The 14,805-nt window shown below is 70.8% G+C and carries 19 protein-coding genes; 9 read left to right on the top strand and 10 right to left on the bottom strand.

Annotation, left to right across the window (positions count from 1 at the left end; translation table 11 throughout):
* Nucleotides 1-199 precede the first annotated feature (199 nt).
* Nucleotides 200-1,546 (bottom strand): ABC transporter substrate-binding protein, encoded by a 1,347-nt coding sequence (locus ACIBD9_RS26885; protein WP_396721855.1) that lies wholly within the window; start codon nt 1,544-1,546, stop codon nt 200-202.
* A 250-nt stretch (nt 1,547-1,796) separates the two neighbouring features.
* Between ACIBD9_RS26885 and ACIBD9_RS26890 the strand changes: the two genes are divergently transcribed.
* On the top strand, nt 1,797-2,570 hold the full coding sequence (locus tag ACIBD9_RS26890) for a peptidoglycan DD-metalloendopeptidase family protein (RefSeq protein ID WP_396721857.1): 774 nt from the start codon (nt 1,797-1,799) through the stop codon (nt 2,568-2,570).
* 45 nt (nt 2,571-2,615) lie between these two features.
* Here ACIBD9_RS26890 and ACIBD9_RS26895 read toward each other — a convergent pair whose 3' ends face one another.
* The 5 genes from ACIBD9_RS26895 to ACIBD9_RS26915 form a co-directional block, all read right to left on the bottom strand.
* The gene (locus ACIBD9_RS26895) at nt 2,616-3,110 is read right to left on the bottom strand and encodes a TspO/MBR family protein (RefSeq protein ID WP_396721859.1); all 495 of its coding nucleotides are present in this window, start codon (nt 3,108-3,110) and stop codon (nt 2,616-2,618) included.
* Nucleotides 3,111-3,280: 170 nt separating this feature from the next.
* Complete coding sequence (locus ACIBD9_RS26900; protein WP_007464364.1) at nt 3,281-3,424, bottom strand: GPGG-motif small membrane protein; 144 nt, start codon at nt 3,422-3,424, stop codon at nt 3,281-3,283.
* Complete coding sequence (locus ACIBD9_RS26905; RefSeq protein ID WP_396721861.1) at nt 3,415-4,191, bottom strand: metallophosphoesterase; 777 nt, start codon at nt 4,189-4,191, stop codon at nt 3,415-3,417. Before ACIBD9_RS26905 ends, ACIBD9_RS26900 begins: the two co-directional genes overlap by 10 nt.
* A 10-nt stretch (nt 4,192-4,201) precedes the next feature.
* Nucleotides 4,202-4,477, bottom strand: coding sequence for a hypothetical protein (locus ACIBD9_RS26910; RefSeq protein WP_124823215.1), 276 nt, complete (start codon nt 4,475-4,477; stop codon nt 4,202-4,204).
* Nucleotides 4,474-5,058 (bottom strand): nucleotidyltransferase, encoded by a 585-nt coding sequence (locus ACIBD9_RS26915; protein ID WP_238658023.1) that lies wholly within the window; start codon nt 5,056-5,058, stop codon nt 4,474-4,476. The genes ACIBD9_RS26910 and ACIBD9_RS26915 overlap by 4 nt, the downstream gene beginning before the upstream one ends.
* A gap of 182 nt (nt 5,059-5,240) precedes the next feature.
* On the opposite strand from ACIBD9_RS26915, the gene ACIBD9_RS26920 reads away from it, so the two are divergent.
* Nucleotides 5,241-5,909 carry a thymidylate kinase gene (locus tag ACIBD9_RS26920; RefSeq protein ID WP_387168405.1) on the top strand — a complete coding sequence of 223 codons (669 nt, stop codon included), beginning with the start codon at nt 5,241-5,243 and terminating at the stop codon, nt 5,907-5,909.
* On the opposite strand, the gene ACIBD9_RS26925 is transcribed toward ACIBD9_RS26920, so the two are convergent.
* Nucleotides 5,894-6,586 (bottom strand): SDR family NAD(P)-dependent oxidoreductase, encoded by a 693-nt coding sequence (locus tag ACIBD9_RS26925; RefSeq protein ID WP_396721864.1) that lies wholly within the window; start codon nt 6,584-6,586, stop codon nt 5,894-5,896. The two genes, ACIBD9_RS26920 and ACIBD9_RS26925, sit on opposite strands and share 16 nt — an antisense overlap.
* Before the next feature lie 169 nt (nt 6,587-6,755).
* Here ACIBD9_RS26925 and ACIBD9_RS26930 point away from each other — a divergent pair, with 169 nt between their 5' ends.
* From ACIBD9_RS26930 to ACIBD9_RS26945, 4 genes are all read left to right on the top strand, one after another.
* A complete protein-coding gene (locus ACIBD9_RS26930) occupies nt 6,756-7,772 on the top strand; it encodes an NAD-dependent epimerase/dehydratase family protein (RefSeq protein WP_396721865.1) in 1,017 nt (338 codons plus the stop codon).
* 75 nt (nt 7,773-7,847) lie between these two features.
* On the top strand, nt 7,848-8,762 hold the full coding sequence (locus ACIBD9_RS26935) for a MurR/RpiR family transcriptional regulator (protein ID WP_091405675.1): 915 nt from the start codon (nt 7,848-7,850) through the stop codon (nt 8,760-8,762).
* Nucleotides 8,759-9,700, top strand: coding sequence for an N-acetylmuramic acid 6-phosphate etherase (gene murQ, locus ACIBD9_RS26940; protein ID WP_396721867.1), 942 nt, complete (start codon nt 8,759-8,761; stop codon nt 9,698-9,700). Before ACIBD9_RS26935 ends, murQ begins: the two co-directional genes overlap by 4 nt.
* A gap of 377 nt (nt 9,701-10,077) precedes the next feature.
* Nucleotides 10,078-11,067 (top strand): RNA polymerase sigma factor RpoD/SigA, encoded by a 990-nt coding sequence (locus tag ACIBD9_RS26945; protein ID WP_196919428.1) that lies wholly within the window; start codon nt 10,078-10,080, stop codon nt 11,065-11,067.
* A gap of 72 nt (nt 11,068-11,139) precedes the next feature.
* On the opposite strand, the gene ACIBD9_RS26950 is transcribed toward ACIBD9_RS26945, so the two are convergent.
* Nucleotides 11,140-12,117, bottom strand: a complete 978-nt coding sequence (locus ACIBD9_RS26950) for an NlpC/P60 family protein (protein WP_387168394.1) — start codon at nt 12,115-12,117, stop codon at nt 11,140-11,142.
* Between the two features lie 502 nt (nt 12,118-12,619).
* Here ACIBD9_RS26950 and ACIBD9_RS26955 point away from each other — a divergent pair.
* Nucleotides 12,620-13,141, top strand: coding sequence for a DUF6232 family protein (locus ACIBD9_RS26955; RefSeq protein ID WP_396721869.1), 522 nt, complete (start codon nt 12,620-12,622; stop codon nt 13,139-13,141).
* A gap of 57 nt (nt 13,142-13,198) precedes the next feature.
* On the opposite strand, the gene ACIBD9_RS26960 is transcribed toward ACIBD9_RS26955, so the two are convergent.
* Complete coding sequence (locus tag ACIBD9_RS26960) at nt 13,199-13,528, bottom strand: DUF3817 domain-containing protein (protein WP_387168388.1); 330 nt, start codon at nt 13,526-13,528, stop codon at nt 13,199-13,201.
* Nucleotides 13,529-13,553: 25 nt separating this feature from the next.
* Nucleotides 13,554-13,976 carry a hypothetical protein gene (locus tag ACIBD9_RS26965; protein WP_396721871.1) on the bottom strand — a complete coding sequence of 141 codons (423 nt, stop codon included), beginning with the start codon at nt 13,974-13,976 and terminating at the stop codon, nt 13,554-13,556.
* A 131-nt stretch (nt 13,977-14,107) separates the two neighbouring features.
* Here ACIBD9_RS26965 and ACIBD9_RS26970 point away from each other — a divergent pair, with 131 nt between their 5' ends.
* Together ACIBD9_RS26970 and ACIBD9_RS26975 are read left to right on the top strand one after the other, a co-directional pair.
* Nucleotides 14,108-14,449, top strand: coding sequence for a DUF6158 family protein (locus ACIBD9_RS26970; RefSeq protein ID WP_396721976.1), 342 nt, complete (start codon nt 14,108-14,110; stop codon nt 14,447-14,449).
* Nucleotides 14,449-14,787: an SRPBCC family protein gene (locus tag ACIBD9_RS26975; RefSeq protein ID WP_210784555.1), complete on the top strand. Its 339-nt coding sequence runs from the start codon at nt 14,449-14,451 to the stop codon at nt 14,785-14,787. The genes ACIBD9_RS26970 and ACIBD9_RS26975 overlap by 1 nt, the downstream gene beginning before the upstream one ends.
* Nucleotides 14,788-14,805 lie beyond the last annotated feature (18 nt).

The raw sequence follows: 14,805 nt of genomic DNA on the forward strand, positions 1-14,805 counted from the left end.
TCGGATCGGCGTCGAGCGACCTGGCGGCGCGCCACGGGCCGTACCCGATGGGGCCGTAAGCCCAGACCAGCGCGGCCGTCAGTAGGTGCCGTGGGGGGGGGGGGGGGCCCCCCGCCGCCGCGCGCCCCCCCCCCCCGCGCCCCCCCCCCCCGGGGGGGGGGCCCGCCCCCCCGCCCCCCCCCCCCCCCACCGCCGGGGATCACTTAGGCCAGCTGCTCTCGATGCCCTGGAGCACCGGGGCGGTCGCCTTGCCGTTCAGCCACTCGACCATGCCCTTCCAGAACGTTCCCGCGCCGACGCCGGCCGGCATCAGGTCGGATCCGTCGAAGCGGAAGGTGCCCGTCTTGTCCTGGAGGATCTGGACGGACAGCTTGTCGATCGGGCTGGCGACGTTGGCGATGTCCAGCTTGTTGTTCGCCGTGACCCAGTTGCCGAGCTTCGCGCGGCTGTTCACGTACTCCGCCGAGGCGAGGTAGGTCTGCACCGCCTGGACCTCGGGACGGTCGGCGTAGCCGACGACGAACTCGCCCGCGCCCAGCACCGGCTTGCCCTTGGCCGGGTCGATGGCCGGGAAGTAGAAGGCGAACGCGTCGCCGTCCTCGGCCACCTTGGTGCCCTCGGGGAACTGGTTGGCGTAGAACGACGCCTGTCGGTGCATCGCGCACTTGCCGGTGGTCACCGGCAGGCCCGCCTCCTGGAAGGCGGTGGTGGTGATGCTCTTGACGCCGCCGAAGCCGCCGTTGACGTACTTCTCGTTCTTGAGGATGCTGCCGGCGCGGTCGACCGCGTCGACGATCTTCGGGTCGTTGAACGGGATGGCGTGGGTGGTCCACTGGTCGTAGACCTCGGGACCCTGCGTACGCAGGACCACGTCCTCGATCCAGTCGGTGGCCGGCCAGCCGGTGGCGTCACCGGACTCGACGCCCGCGCACCACGGCTTCATGCCGCTCGCGGCGATCTTGTCGCTCAGGGCGATGAGCTGGTCCCAGGTGGTCGGAACCTCCCAGCCCTTCTCCTTGAACGTCTTCGGCGAGTACCAGACGAAGGACTTCACGTTGGCGCCGAGCGGCACGCCGTAGAGCGTCCCGTTCACGGTGCCGTACTTCAGCCAGTCGGCCGGCATGTTCTGCTCGGCGAGCGCCTTGGTGTCGGCGCTGAGGTTCTTCAGCTTGCCGGCGTCCGCGAAGCGCTTCACGAGGCCCGGCTGGGGCACGAAGGCGATGTCGGGGGCGTTGCCGCCGTCGACCCGGACGGGAAGCTGCGCCTCGAACTCGCCGCTGCCCTCGTAGTCGATCTCGATGCCGGTGCAGTCGGTGAACTGCGACCACGACCGCTCCAGCAGGTCGGCCTCGGCGTCACGGATGGACGCGTAGATGGAGACCTTCTTGCCGTCGTGACCCTGGTACTTCTCGTATGCGGCGCACTCCGCGGAGCCCGCTTTGCTGCTCTTCTTGTCGTCGCCGGTACCGCAGGCGGTGGCGCTGAGCGCCAGCCCGATTACACCGGCGATCACGAAGGCCTGGCGTGGTCTGGTAAAGACCGCCATGCCGTCCTCCTTCCTAGCCGGCGCGGTCGTGCTGGTGACCCGTCGCCGGTCCGATTGGGCGTGCACACATGTAAGCGCTTGCATCCGGCCCGGTCCACCCCCTGTCAGACACGAGCGAGTAACAATCCGGAAACCTGCGGGCTGCCTGGTGGGCGCGCTCCCGCGACATGCTGGGGACTCTTTCGAAGATTGACGATATCTGTCAGGCTGGACGCACCGGATCGAAGGTTTTCGACATAGGAGGAGCTGTATGCGAAAGCGGTGGATCAGCCTGCTGGTGACGGGTCTCTTCGTCGGGGGAGCGCTGGTGCCGGCGACTCCAGCGCTGGCCGCGCCGACCTTCAAGGTGCCGTTCCCGTGCGGCCAGTCCTGGTCCGGGCAGACCCGGTCGGACCACAGCCCGGCGTACGCCGTCGACTTCAACCGCACCGACGACCTCGGCGACCCGGTGGTCGCCAGCGCCCCCGGCACGGTCGACCGGGTGACCGACCTCGGCGGCACCAGCTACGGCAAGTACGTCCGGATCAACCACGGCGGCGGTTACAGCACCTACTACGCGCACCTCAACGGCTTCAACGTCTCGGTCGGGCAGACGGTCGGGTACGGCAAGGTGCTCGGCTGGGTCGGCAGCACCGGAGGCTCGACCGGCCCACACCTGCACTACGAGCAGCGCCTCAACGGCGCCGACATCCAGGTCCGCTTCAACGGCACCCTCGGGCTGTACTGGGGCACCAAGAGCTACACCAGTGACAACGGGTGCTCCTCGGGCGGCGGCAACGGCACGGTCGACACCGCCGGCACACCGCTGACCGTCCGCTCCGGCCCCGGCACCGGGTACGCCTCGGTGGGCACCGTCGCCGACGGCACCCGGGTGACCATCGCCTGCCAGACCAGTGGCACCACGGTCACCGGCACGTTCGGCACCAGCTCGATCTGGGACCGGATCGGCTCCGGCCGCTACATCGCCGACGCGTACGTGTACACCGGCTCCGACGGATACATCCCCGGCGTGCCCCGCTGCTGACCCGGCCCCGGTCCCCGGCGGGCACCGCCGCCGGGGACCGGTCGGTCAGTTGTTCAGCTGCCAGATCGACAGGTTCAGCGCCGCGGCGAAGGTGACCCAGGCCCAGTACGGCAGCAGCAGCGCCGCCGCCACCCGGGACACCCGGGCGAACAGCACCACGGTCAGACCGATCGCCAGCCACATCAGCACGATCTCGGCGAACGCCAACCCGTACCGCCCCGCGCCGAAGAACAGCGGGGTCCAGATCGCGTTGAGCACCAGTTGGGCGGTCCACGCCCAGAGGGCGGGGGAGAAGCCGACCCGCCGCCAGGCCAGCCAGCCGGCCACCGCGATCAGCGCGTAGAGCAGCGACCAGACCGGCCCGAACAGCCACGAGGGCGGCGCCCAGCCGGGCTGCCGCAGGTTCGCGTACTCCTCGGTGGTGCCCTGCACGCCCAGCCCGCCGATCGCGGCCGCGACGAGGACCGCCGCCGCGAAGCCGGCGAGGGCCCACCACGCTCGCCGCCCGGAGGCCGCCGGCGCGTCCCGAGATATCTCCATGGTCGAGATATTTCCCCCCGGCGTCGGCTCAAACCGCCGAGCGGGAGGGCGGGCCGGGGCCGGCCACCCACGAAAAAGCGCCGGGATCGCCGCGGTCGATGCTTCTGTCGGGAGGACGAAGCTCCGGTCGCGGCGACCCCGGCGGGTCCCGGTGTTAAGGAGTTAGAACGCTAATTGAAGATGCTGACACCACCCGGGCCGACCAACAGCCCGACGACGATGAGGACGATGCCCCACAGGATCTGCCGGCGGAACAGCGCGAGGATGCCGGCGACCACGAGTACGACTGCGAGAATCCAGAGAATCAGCTCCATGACCTCTGACTACCCGACTGGCCGATCGGGGAAACCTGGTCGGTGTCGAGTTGATCGCCAACGTGAAAGACGCTGTACGCCTGCTTGATCACCGGGTGCGCGACGTTGCGGACGCGTACGCCACCGGGGGTGGTGCCGCGCTCGGTGCCGGCGTGCGCGTGCCCGTGCACGGCCAGCGCCGTGGGCGCCGAGTCGATCGCCTGGCCCAACTGGTACGACCCCAGGAACGGGTAGATCTCCAACGGTTCGCCGGCCAGCGTGTCCGGCACCGGCGAGTAGTGGGTGAGCGCGACCAGCATGTCGCAGTCCAGCGAGCGCAACGCCGCACCCAGGCGGTCCGCGCTGTCGGTGGTGGTCCGCACGAAGGCCTTCATCTCCGGCTCGCCGAAGTCACTCGCGCACCGCCCGGCGAACCCGCCGCCGAAGCCCTTCACGCCGGCGATGCCGAGCCGGCCACCCGCGCAGTCCAGCACGACGCCGTTGCCCTCCAGCACGGTGATGCCCGCGTCCTCCAGCACCTTGACCACCTGTGGCACCTGGTCACACTGGTGGTCGTGGTTGCCGAGCACGGTCACCACCGGTACGGCCAACCCACCGAACTCCTCCGCCACGCAGCGCGCCTCGGCCTCGGTGCCGTGCCGGGTCAGGTCCCCGGCCAGCAGCAGCACGTCGGCGCACTCCGGCAGCTCCTCCAACGCCGGTCGGAACCGGCCGACCACGTCCTTGTCCAGATGCACGTCGCCCACAGCGGCGATCCGGATCACCATGGAACCTCCCTCAGGGCAGTTGCTCGATCTCCGTGGGTGCCTGGGCGCGGATCACTCCGATGTCGCTGGTGATCGGCACGTCCGGGAAGCGCTCGGACACCCGACGCAGGATCTCCTCCCGCCGGTGCGGGCTCTCCACCTCGCCGTAGAGCACGAGGGCGCGTTCCCGTCGAATCACGGTGATCCCCTGTTCGGCGACGGCGGGGTCCTCGACGAGCAACCGTTGGATCTCCGCTTCGACGTACTCGTCCGGTGGCCCGGCGCCGATGTCGCGATGGTGGGTCACGATGTCCCCTCTCCTGGCTGGGTGCCGGCGGCCGACACCACCTCCAGCCGGTCCAGCAGCACCAGGAACGCCTCGGCGTACGGCGAGTGCTGCGTCTCCTTGCGTACCCGTTCCCAGTCGATCTGCTCCCGCAGCGAGCGGGCCAGCGGCAGGCCGCGGGCGAAGTCGCAGTAGTGCTGGGAGAAGCTGAGCAGTTTGTGCACCATCAACTGGGTGGCGGACAGCACCGGCATGTGAATCGCGTCCACCGGCCGGACGACCGTGTCGGCGAACGTCTCCTCGGTCACCGGCGTCTCGATCGGCCGGTGGATCAGGTCCACCATCCGACCGTCATCGAAGACCTTCACCAGCCAGTCCTCCGGGGGACGCTCGGCGACGAAGCCGGCGGCAACCAGCGCCTCCAGCGCCTGTTCGACGTCGGCCTCCCGGATCAGGAAGTCCACGTCGTGGTCGCTGGAGTGGCCCCCGTGGGCGTAGACGGCGAAGCTGCCGCCCAGGGCGAACGGAATCTCGGACTGCTTGAGCACGGCGGCGACCTTCTTGAGGGTGTGCACAAGACTCTCGTCCCCGCGCTCAGCCATCTGGTTCCTCCGTCGTCGTGTTGGTGGACCGGCGGTTGGGTTTCAAACTCCGGTACCCGGCATACCGGTCGGCCACACCTGCTGGTGACGCGGTCGGGCGTCAACAGGGATGAAGCACCACAAACCACGCGGAGCGCGTGCGTGGGTCGGATAACCTGTGGAGAGTGGCCAGATCATCGGGGATGCGACGACGCAAGGCCCGACTGCGCACCGTCGCCCTGATCGGCATCGACGGTTCGGGCAAGACCACTCAGGCGCACCGGCTGGCCGACGCGCTCACCGCCGCCGGCCGCCCCGCCACCTACCGCCGCAACGCCAGTGGCCGGCGCTGGCTCGGCCGGCTCGCCCACCGCCTCGGCCGGCCGGACGCGCAACGGCTCGTCGGGCGCGACGGCGTGCTGGCCGTGGAGTCGGTGCTGCGCTGGCTCGCCATCGCCATCGCCCTGCTCAGCTGCCTGCTCACCGGCCGGACGGCGGTGATGGACCGCTACTCGGCCTGCCAGTACGCGAGCATCCGGGCGCACGGTGGGCAGCGCTGGGAGCGGCTCGCCCGGGCCGGCTACCGGCTGTTCCCGACGCCGCAGGTGACCTTCCTGCTCGCCGTCGACCCGGCGGAGGCGTACCGGCGCATCGAGGAACGCGGCACCGACCACGAGACGATGGGGTGGCTCACCGCCGCCGACACCGCCTACCGGGCACTGCCCGAATACCCCAGCTTCGTGCTGGTGGACGCGGGCCGCCCGGCCGAGGAGGTGACCGAGCAGATCCAGGCGCACCTGGAGACCTGGCTACCGCCGTCCGCGTCGGCCGGGGACGAGGCCGACCCGGTGGTGGCTCAGGCCCGCCCGTAGACCGGAACGGTGGCCCCACTGGTCGGGGCGGAGTCGGCCGACGCCAGGAACCGGATCACCGGCGCGATCTCCTCCGGGGTCACCCAGCGGGAGTGGTCGGCGTCGGGCTGGGCTGCCCGGTTCGCGGGGGTGTCGATGACGCTGGGCAGCACGGTGTTGCAGCGCACGTGCTGCGACCGGTACTCCACCGCGACCGCGTTGGCGAAGGCCAGCACCGCGGCCTTGGCGGTCGAGTAGCCGGCGGCGCCGCGGAACGGGGCGACCGCCGCGCGGGCCGAGACGCAGACCACAGCGCCGCCCCCGGACGCCACCAGGTGCGGCAGCGCCGCCTGGGTGACCAGGTAGGTCGGCCGCAGGTTGACGGTGAGCATCCGCTCGAACTCCTCGACCGGCGTCTCGTGCACCAGCCCGCCGCTGGCGTACCCCCCGACGAGGTTGACCACCGCGCGCAGCGGCGCCGCCGGTTCGCCGGCGGCCGCCTCGACCGCCCGCGCCGCGCCCGCCGGCTCGCCCAGGTCCGCGACAACCCGGACCAGTCCGGCCGCCGCCGGCTCCGACCCCGGCCGGGCCTTCCGCTCCGGTACGACCACCCGCCAGCCCGCCTCGACGAACGCGGTGACGACCGCCCCGCCCAGCCCGCCGGAACCCCCGGTCACCAAAACGCTGCCCTCTCCCATGAACCCCACGCTAGTGCCCCCCGCGCCCCCCGGCGCCCCTCCGCCCCCTCCGTCGATCATGAAGTTGTTGCCGCGACACGCCGATCTGAGTGGCAACAACTTCATGATCACGGTCTGCCATGGGCAGATTGGCTGGGTCGTTCGGCCCTTGGGGGCGCAGGATCGGCGGATGCGGATCCTCATTCTCGGTGGCACTCGATTCCTTGGCCGGGCCACGGCCACGCTCGCCGTCGAGCAGGGGCACGAGGTGACCTGTGCGGCCCGGGGCGTGTCCGGCGTCGTGCCGGCCGGGGCGCGGTTCGTGGCGGCCGACCGCGATGATCCGGAGGCGCTCGTCCCGCTCGCCGACGCCGGCTTCGACGCCGTGATCGACGTGACCCGCCAGATCAGCCACGCCCGGCACGCGCTCGCCGCGCTCGCCGACCACGTCGGCCACTGGTCGTTCGTCTCGACGATCTCGGTGTACGCGGACCACACCACCCCGGGCCGGACCGCGACGGACACACCCCTGCTGGCACCGGCGCCACCGGACGTGGACGGTCCGATCGGCCCGGACCACCGCTGGTACGGCGAGTGCAAGGTGAGCATCGAGGAACTGGTCCGGGAGGGGATGGGAGAGGACCGCTCGTTCATCTGCCGGGCGGGGCTGATCGTCGGCGCGGAGGACCCGAGCGACCGTTTCCCGTACTGGGTGCGGCGGCTGACGGCCGGTGGCGAGGTGCTGGCACCCGGACGGCCGACCGACCGGGTGCAGTTCGTGGACGTGGCCGATCTGGCGCGCTGGTTGCTGCACGCCGCCGGCACCCGCCTCGGCGGTACGTACGACGGCACCGGTCCGGCGATGTCCCGGGCCGATTTGTTGGCCGGGGTGGCCGCCGGGCTGGGCGTCGCCGACCCGGTCCTGACCTGGGTGGATCAGGAGTTCCTGCGGTCCCACGACGTACGCGAGTGGTCGGGGGAGCGGGCGCTGCCGCTCTGGGTGCGACTGCCGGAGGCCGCTGGCCTGATGGACCGGGACGTTCGACCGGCCCTGGACGCCGGTCTGGCGGTCCGTCCGCTGGTCGACACCGTTCGGGCGACCGCGTCCTGGATGGCCGCACACCCGGACGCCGTCCGGCAGGGTGGACTCGACCCGGCGGATGAGGCGGCGATCCTGGGGAAGTGGCAGGCTGTGCGGGACCGGTGATCCCGGCGATCGAAGTTTCCCCCACCTCGGACAGTCATAGTTGACGCTCACGCCTGCTGAAAGTAAGTTTCATCCGTGGCGAAGAGTGCGAAGATTTCTGCGAGTCACGAGCCCGGTGGGCTGATCGTCCACATCAGCGGGCTGTTGCCGTCGCTGTCGCCCGCCGAGCAGCGGGTCGCCCGGTTGGTGGTCTCCGATCCGGCGGCCGCCGCCCGTCGGACAATCACCGACCTCGCCACCGCAGCCGAGACATCCGAGGCGACAGTCATCCGGTTCTGCCGTTCGGTGGGCATGGACGGCTACCCCCAACTGCGCATCCGCCTCGCCGCCGAGGCCGCCCGCCGGATCGAGCCACCCGACGCCCGAGTGGTCGGCGGTGACATCCCGCCCGGCGCCGACCTCGCCCAGATCATCGCCACCATCGCGTTCAACGACGCCCGGGCCGTCGAGGAGACTGCCGAGCAACTCGACCCGGCCGTCTGCGAGCAGGTGGTCGAGGCGATCAGCGGCGCCGGTCGGATCGACATCTACGGCGCCGGCGCCAGCGGGTTCGTCGCCTCGGACTTCCAGCAGAAGCTGCACCGCATCGGCCGGATCGCCTTCTACTTCCCGGACGTGCACACCGCGCTGACCTCGGCCGCCCTGCTGGGCCGGGGTGACGTGGCGATCGGCATCTCGCACACCGGCACCACCTCCGACGTAATCGAGGTGCTGGAGCAGGCCCGTACCCGCGGTGCCGCGACCGTGGCGCTGACCAACTTCCCGCGCTCGCCGATCACCGACGTGGCCGACTTCGTGTTGACCACGGCGGCCCGGGAGACCACCTACCGTTCCGGTGCGACGGCCAGCCGGCTGGCCCAGCTCACCGTGGTCGACTGCCTCTTCGTCGGGGTGGCCGCCCGCAACCGGGCCCGGGCCCGCAAGGCCCTGGAGGCGACCGCCGAGGCGGTCCAGTCGCACCGGGTGGGTGCCAACCGGAGGCGGGCATGACGGCCGGTGCGGAGATGCCCGCACCGCCCGCTCGCCCGACGGTCCGGGTGGGCGCCCCCACCGAACTGCGTAACCCGCTCAGCGTCGACCTGGACCTGATGTCGACCCGGGACGTGCTCACCGTGATCAACGAGGCGGACCGACGGGTGCCCGCGGCGGTCGCCGCGGTGCTCGACGAGATCGCCACCACCGTCGACCTGGCGGTCGCGGCCCTCCGTGGCGGTCACCGGGTGCACTACTTCGGCGCCGGCACCTCCGGCCGGCTGGGCGTGCTCGACGCGGCCGAGCTGGCCCCCACCTTCAACTCGCCCCGCCACTGGTTCTGCGCGCACCTCGCGGGAGGCCCGGACGCCATGTGGCGGGCCGTGGAGGACGCCGAGGACGATGACCGGGGCGGCGCGGTCGAAGCGGCCAGTTGTGTACGGGGCGGGGACCTGGTGGTCGGTCTGGCGGCCAGCGGACGCACGCCGTACGTCCTCGGGGCGCTTGCGTCAGCTCGCGCCAAGGGCGCATCGACGGTGCTGCTCTGCGCCAATCCGGAGGCGGAGGCCGCCCGGTCGGTCGACGTGTTCATCGGGGTGGACACCGGACCCGAGGTGGTCACCGGGTCGACCCGGATGAAGGCGGGCACGGCACAGAAGTTGGTGCTCAACACGTTCTCGACCGCCGTCATGGTGCGCCTGGGGCGGGTCTACTCGAACCTCATGATCGATATGGTGGCCACCAACGCGAAACTCCGCGGACGAATGATCTCGATTCTGGTCGAGGCCACCGGCTGCTCGGAGGAGATCTCCCGGCAGGCCCTCACCGAGGCCGACGGGGACCTGAAGACGGCGCTCGTCGCGCTCGTCTCGGGCGCCGAGATCGACGCTGCCCGGGCCGCGCTGGCCCGCTCGGCCGATCAGGTGCGCGGCGCCCTCGCCCTGCTCGCCTCCTAGCGCCACCCGCCCCCGGGAAGCGAACGGGGCCTCGGATTGTTCATCTGGCCGGGGGGTAATACCACCCCCGTGGATGAACCGACCGGCCCACCGGTGCGTATCTGGCAGTGACCAGGATCGCATTGTGGTGGTGACCCGGGTCGCTGTGCCCCCGCGGCGGGCGGTGTCGCCATGGTGCGTAACCCGTACGTGGTGCCCAGTGACGAGCCACCCGATGGGGTGCTGACAGCAAACATGGACCGTGCTCTCAGCTACTACTCAGGCATTCGTGACACTTTCGACTCACGACGAGGAATCCCCGACACGTCTCATCTGTTGTGTAGGTGTCAGCACCGATGGGCACAGCAGAAGTTACCAGGGGCTGACAGCTGTGGGGAATGGCAAGGAACCGGGCAACCGGCGCGAGCGAGGGGACCGTGGGCAACGTGGACAAGAACATCGGCATGCGAACCGACGAGGTTGCCGAGGAGCGCGACCTGGTCGGCGTCTACCTGCACGAGATCTCCCGGACGCCACTGCTGGACGCCGCCAAGGAGGTCGACCTCTCCAAGGCGATTGAGGCCGGCCTCTACGCCGAGCACCTGCTCGGTGAGGAAGCCGTTCCCGCCGGTGTCGACCGGGCCGACCTGGAGTGGCTGGTCGTCGAGGGCGAGCGGGCGAAGGACCTCTTCATCCGCGCCAACCTCCGACTGGTCGTGTCGATCGCCCGACGCTACGTGCGCTCGGGGATGCCCATGCTGGACCTGATCCAGGAGGGCAACACCGGCCTCGTCCGGGCGGTCGAGAAGTTCGACTACGAGCGCGGCTACAAGTTCTCCACCTACGCCACCTGGTGGATTCGCCAGGCCATCAGCCGGGCGATCGCCCAACAGGAGCGCACCGTCCGTCTGCCGGTGCACCTGGTGGAGGACGTCAACCGGATGCGCAACGTGGCGCGGCAGCTGACCCGTGAGTTGGGCAGCGACCCGGAGCCGGAGCAGATCGCCACCGCCCTCGGCGTCACCGTCGAGCGGGTGAACGAGCTGCGCCGCTGGTCGCAGGACACCGTTTCGCTGGACACCCCGGTGGGCGACGACGGCGACACGAACCTCGGTGACCTGGTCGCCGACAGTGACGCGCCGTCGCCGGAGGACATCGTCCTCAGCGGGCTGGAGCGGCAGCGCATCGAAGGGCTGCTCAACCACCTCGACGACCGGTCCGCCGGGATCATGCGGGCCCGCTACGGGCTGGAGGACGGTCGGGAGCACTCGCTCACCGAGGTCGCGTCCCGGTTCTCGCTGTCCCGCGAGCGGATCCGGCAGTTGGAGATCCAGGCCCTCGGCCGGCTCCGTGAGCTGGCCCGGGCGGAGGGGCTGCAAGCAGCCTGATCTGCTGGTAACAACGGCGAACGGCCGGCGTCCGATAGGGGGACGCCGGCCGTTCGCCGTTACCGATCGTGGTTAGCGAACCCGGCCGTAACCCTGGATGGACATCATGTTCATGCCCCGCTTGAGCACGTTGCGGCCGGCGCTGGGCGCGTCGATCACCTGGCCGTCGCCCACGTAGAGGGCGACGTGCCCGAGCCCGCTGTAGAAAATCAGGTCACCGGGGCGTAGGTCGCCCCGCCCGATGTGGGAGACGGCGCTCCACTGCATCCGGGTGTTGTGTGGCAGGGACTTCCCGGCCGCCCGCCAGGCCGCCGAGGTCAGCCCGGAACAGTCGTAGCCGTTCGGTCCGTCGGCTGCCCAGACGTACGGCTTGCCGATGGCGCCGAACGCGTAGCGCACCGCCGTCCCGGCAGCGCCGGACACGGCGGGCACGTTCTTGGCCTCGGTCGTCGCCGCCTTGGGCTCGGGTCGCTCGGTCGCGGCCCCGTACGCCTGCCGGCGCAGCTCGTACAGCTTGGCCAGGTCCTGTTCGATTTGCTTCTTACCCTTGGCGAGCTGGCGAGCCTGCGCGGCCTGCCGGGTCAGAGTGGCGTTCAGGCTGGCCTTCTCGTCGAGCAGCCGCTGCTGGTCGGCCGTGAAGCCGGAGATGCGCTCCTGCCGCTGGCGGGTCAACTGCTCGATCGTGCCGAGCCGGTCCAGCAGCGCGGCCGAGCCGCCGGGACGCAACAGGGCGTCCGCGGTGCGCAGGCCGCCACTCTTGTACGCGGTGGAGGCGAGCTCCGCCACGTCGGCCCGGCTCTGCTCGACCTGCTGTTCCAGCGGGCCGATGCGGGTCTGTAATCGGGCCACGGCGGCCTCGTTTGTCTTGATCTCCTCACGCAGTTTGTTGTACGACTCGACGACCCGCTCCAACTCGGCCGAGGACGTCTCGATCCGGCGGGTCAGGTCGGCGGGCGACGGCTCGGCCTGGGCCACCGCCGTCGGGGCGATCAGCGCGGCCGACATGCCGACCAGCGCCACGGTGCGCAGCAGATTTCTCAGGGATGACAAGAGCGAAAGGCCCCTCTCCCACGGCCGTCAGGGGCTGCTGACGCCCTCGACGACACCGGCCGGGGCCATCCGGGCGGACGGCACTGGGCCGGACCGGCTCGCCCAACCTAACCCGGGACGGATGTCGCTCGCAGTTGAAGCAGAGGCGAAAGTTGGAAGAGTTGCGGGTCGTGCCTCTGGGCTGGGTGGCGTCATCGTGACTGATGACACCTCAGAACGAGGGAACATTGTCCTTTTCGCGCAATCCTGACGGATATACGACTTTCGTCGTTCCGGGCGTATGCCGCCGGATTCCTGGCCGGCATAACCGATAAAACCCGAAATGGATGCTGTTTCTCGGCGATGTCACCCGGGCGTGGGGAGCTGTCGGAAGCCGGTAAATGCCCAGGTCGACTGGCGGTGCCGCAACACAATGAGGGCCGGAGCCGGGAATCCCGTCGACAGGTGGCGATGACTGCCACCGACGGGCCCACTCGGCCAACCGTCCCCCGCGGGAGGAACCGTGAATCGTGAAGGCGCACAGACGCGACCGCCGCGAACGGTGCCGGGTGCCCGGTCGACCCTGCTGTACGCGCGGCCCGGCATCATCGTGACCGTCGACCGGTTCACCGTCGGTCGGAACAGCTACCGGGTCGCCGACCTGACCCATCTGCGTACCACCCGAGGCCCGCACGACCGGATCGCCGTCCGGGCCGTCGTCATCACCGCCAGCATGCTCGGCGGTGTCGGGGTGCTCCTCGGCTTCACCGGCGGTCTGCAACGCCTCACCGCCGAGGCGTACCTCATCCTCGGCGCGGTGTTCCTGCTCCCGGCCGCCCTCGCCCTGGTGGGAGATCGCTGGCGCCCACCGCCGCACGAGCTGTGGGGGTGGTACCGAGGGTCGGAGTTGCTGCTGTTCAGCGCTGACGACGAACGGCAGTTCGGCCAGGTCACCCGGGCCCTGCTGCGGGCCCGGGAGGTCAACCGCTACGGCAGTTGGGTCGACCCGCTCGCCTCGGCGGACCCATGGCGGCCCCACCGCTGACGCACGGGGCGGCGGGCCGGCGCCGGGGCGGCGTCGGCCCACGGCCGTTCGGCAAGCTCAGCTAGCTACCGGCTCCGGAGCCCGTTCCTCCTGCGGCGCGGCCACCCAGGCGCTGACCCGGCGCTCGGCGTAGAACGAGACGAACGGCACGGTGCCGGCCAGCATCACCAGCAGCATCCGCTTCAGCGGCCAGTCGGCGCGGCGGCTCAGGTCGAACGCGGCCACCAGATAGATCATGTAGAGGAAGCCGTGCGCCGGCCCCACCGTCTCGACCACGACCGGGTTGTCGAACGCGTACTTCAGGGGCATACCGATCACGACCAGCAGGATCAGCACCACGCCCACGATCCAGGCGATCACGCGGTACCGGGTAAGGGCAGCGCCCACCTTCGTCCGTCCTTCCGAGCCCGGCTCAGCCGGGATAGTCACCGGGCCGAGCACCCGGATTGGCGTTCAACCATGACAGGTAGTGGTTGTAGGCGGCCAGATCGGTGTCCTCGACGACATCGCCGGTGGCCGGCACCCGGGACACCCGCACCGGTCGGCGTACCACCGGTCGGGACCCGGCGGTGACCACCGGCGCCGGCTCGACGGCCGGATCCGCCGGCGGCGCGTCAGCCTCCTCCGCCCTGCGGCGGGCCAGCTTCACCTCACGCCACCACACGTAGACCACGAAGCCGGCGAAGATCGGCCACTCGACCGCGTACCCCCAGCTCAGGCTGTTGCCGGCGGTGGCCCGGCTGATCTGCCACCAGCCCAGCCCGAGGAAGCCCACAACCAGCACGACCATGGCCACGTGGCGCGCGATCCACGCCGGGGTCCAGAGCCGCCTCATGGCATCGAGGGTACCGGGGCCGCCGCCGGTCTCCGACACCGTGTCGTAGTTGTCGCCTCGCCGGCATGGTTTGGCAGCACCACGCCTGGGCAATCGTCTAGACGCCAGCCCAAACGAGATCAAGGGGGGCGATCATGACCGGATCGGTACGTGAGGACGACTTCGCGTCCGGCGGCAGCGCGGATATGAGCCCGGAGCAGCGGGTGCCCGAGTGGGGCGGCGACCAGGTCGCCGACCCGGCCGGCGCTCCCGGTCTCGACGGCGATCTGCTCGGCATCGACCCGACGGAGCTGACCGACGAGGACCTGATCCGCGAGATGCACAGCCTGCACCGCACCCGCCTGGACACCCTGCGGCACGCGGCGGACTCCGCGCTCGCCAACCACCTGCGGCGTACGGCCGAGCTGGAGACCGAGTACCTGGCCCGCCACCCGGGTCGCGAGGTCGATCCCAGCCGCCTGCGGGACGCCTGATGCCGGCGCGGGCCGTGCGCGGCATGTCCGCGCCACCCGAGGTGGTCTTCAATACGGCCACCGACCCCGACCGGGCCTCGGCCTGGCTGCCGGAGCCGCTGCGGGGCGACGGCAGCCCCGCTGCGGAGATCAGTGGTGAGGAGCTGCGAGCCCGGTGGGGCGACGGCGACGCCGACGACTGGTCCGCCGAGATCCGGGTCGAGCCGGCGGATTCCGGCGGCGCCCGGATCCAGCTCGACCTGGCCGACGGGTCCGGCGGGCCCGGCCCGGACCAGTTGGCCGACGAGGCGCTCACCAACCTGGCACGCGAGGTCGCCGACAACCTCCAGGCCGGCTGAGCCGCCCGCGCGGGACGC

The organism is Micromonospora sp. NPDC050784 (assembly GCF_044456765.1).
GTDB classification, from domain to species: Bacteria; Actinomycetota; Actinomycetes; order Mycobacteriales; family Micromonosporaceae; genus Micromonospora; species Micromonospora foliorum.

What these genes read in the sequence shown, in the direction of transcription:
- ACIBD9_RS26965 (WP_396721871.1), bottom strand. Translation starts at nt 13,976, where the DNA reads ATGAGGCGGCTCTGGACCCCGGCGTGGATCGCGCGCCACGTGGCCATG.
- ACIBD9_RS26915 (WP_238658023.1), bottom strand. Translation starts at nt 5,058, where the DNA reads ATGGCTGAGCGCGGGGACGAGAGTCTTGTGCACACCCTCAAGAAGGTC.
- ACIBD9_RS26945 (WP_196919428.1), top strand. Translation starts at nt 10,078, where the DNA reads ATGGCAAGGAACCGGGCAACCGGCGCGAGCGAGGGGACCGTGGGCAAC.
- ACIBD9_RS26890 (WP_396721857.1), top strand. Translation starts at nt 1,797, where the DNA reads ATGCGAAAGCGGTGGATCAGCCTGCTGGTGACGGGTCTCTTCGTCGGG.
- ACIBD9_RS26975 (WP_210784555.1), top strand. Translation starts at nt 14,449, where the DNA reads ATGCCGGCGCGGGCCGTGCGCGGCATGTCCGCGCCACCCGAGGTGGTC.
- ACIBD9_RS26930 (WP_396721865.1), top strand. Translation starts at nt 6,756, where the DNA reads ATGCGGATCCTCATTCTCGGTGGCACTCGATTCCTTGGCCGGGCCACG.
- ACIBD9_RS26905 (WP_396721861.1), bottom strand. Translation starts at nt 4,191, where the DNA reads ATGGTGATCCGGATCGCCGCTGTGGGCGACGTGCATCTGGACAAGGAC.
- ACIBD9_RS26920 (WP_387168405.1), top strand. Translation starts at nt 5,241, where the DNA reads ATGCGACGACGCAAGGCCCGACTGCGCACCGTCGCCCTGATCGGCATC.
- ACIBD9_RS26895 (WP_396721859.1), bottom strand. Translation starts at nt 3,110, where the DNA reads ATGGAGATATCTCGGGACGCGCCGGCGGCCTCCGGGCGGCGAGCGTGG.
- ACIBD9_RS26900 (WP_007464364.1), bottom strand. Translation starts at nt 3,424, where the DNA reads ATGGAGCTGATTCTCTGGATTCTCGCAGTCGTACTCGTGGTCGCCGGC.
- ACIBD9_RS26885 (WP_396721855.1), bottom strand. Translation starts at nt 1,546, where the DNA reads ATGGCGGTCTTTACCAGACCACGCCAGGCCTTCGTGATCGCCGGTGTA.
- murQ (WP_396721867.1), top strand. Translation starts at nt 8,759, where the DNA reads ATGACGGCCGGTGCGGAGATGCCCGCACCGCCCGCTCGCCCGACGGTC.
- ACIBD9_RS26925 (WP_396721864.1), bottom strand. Translation starts at nt 6,586, where the DNA reads ATGGGAGAGGGCAGCGTTTTGGTGACCGGGGGTTCCGGCGGGCTGGGC.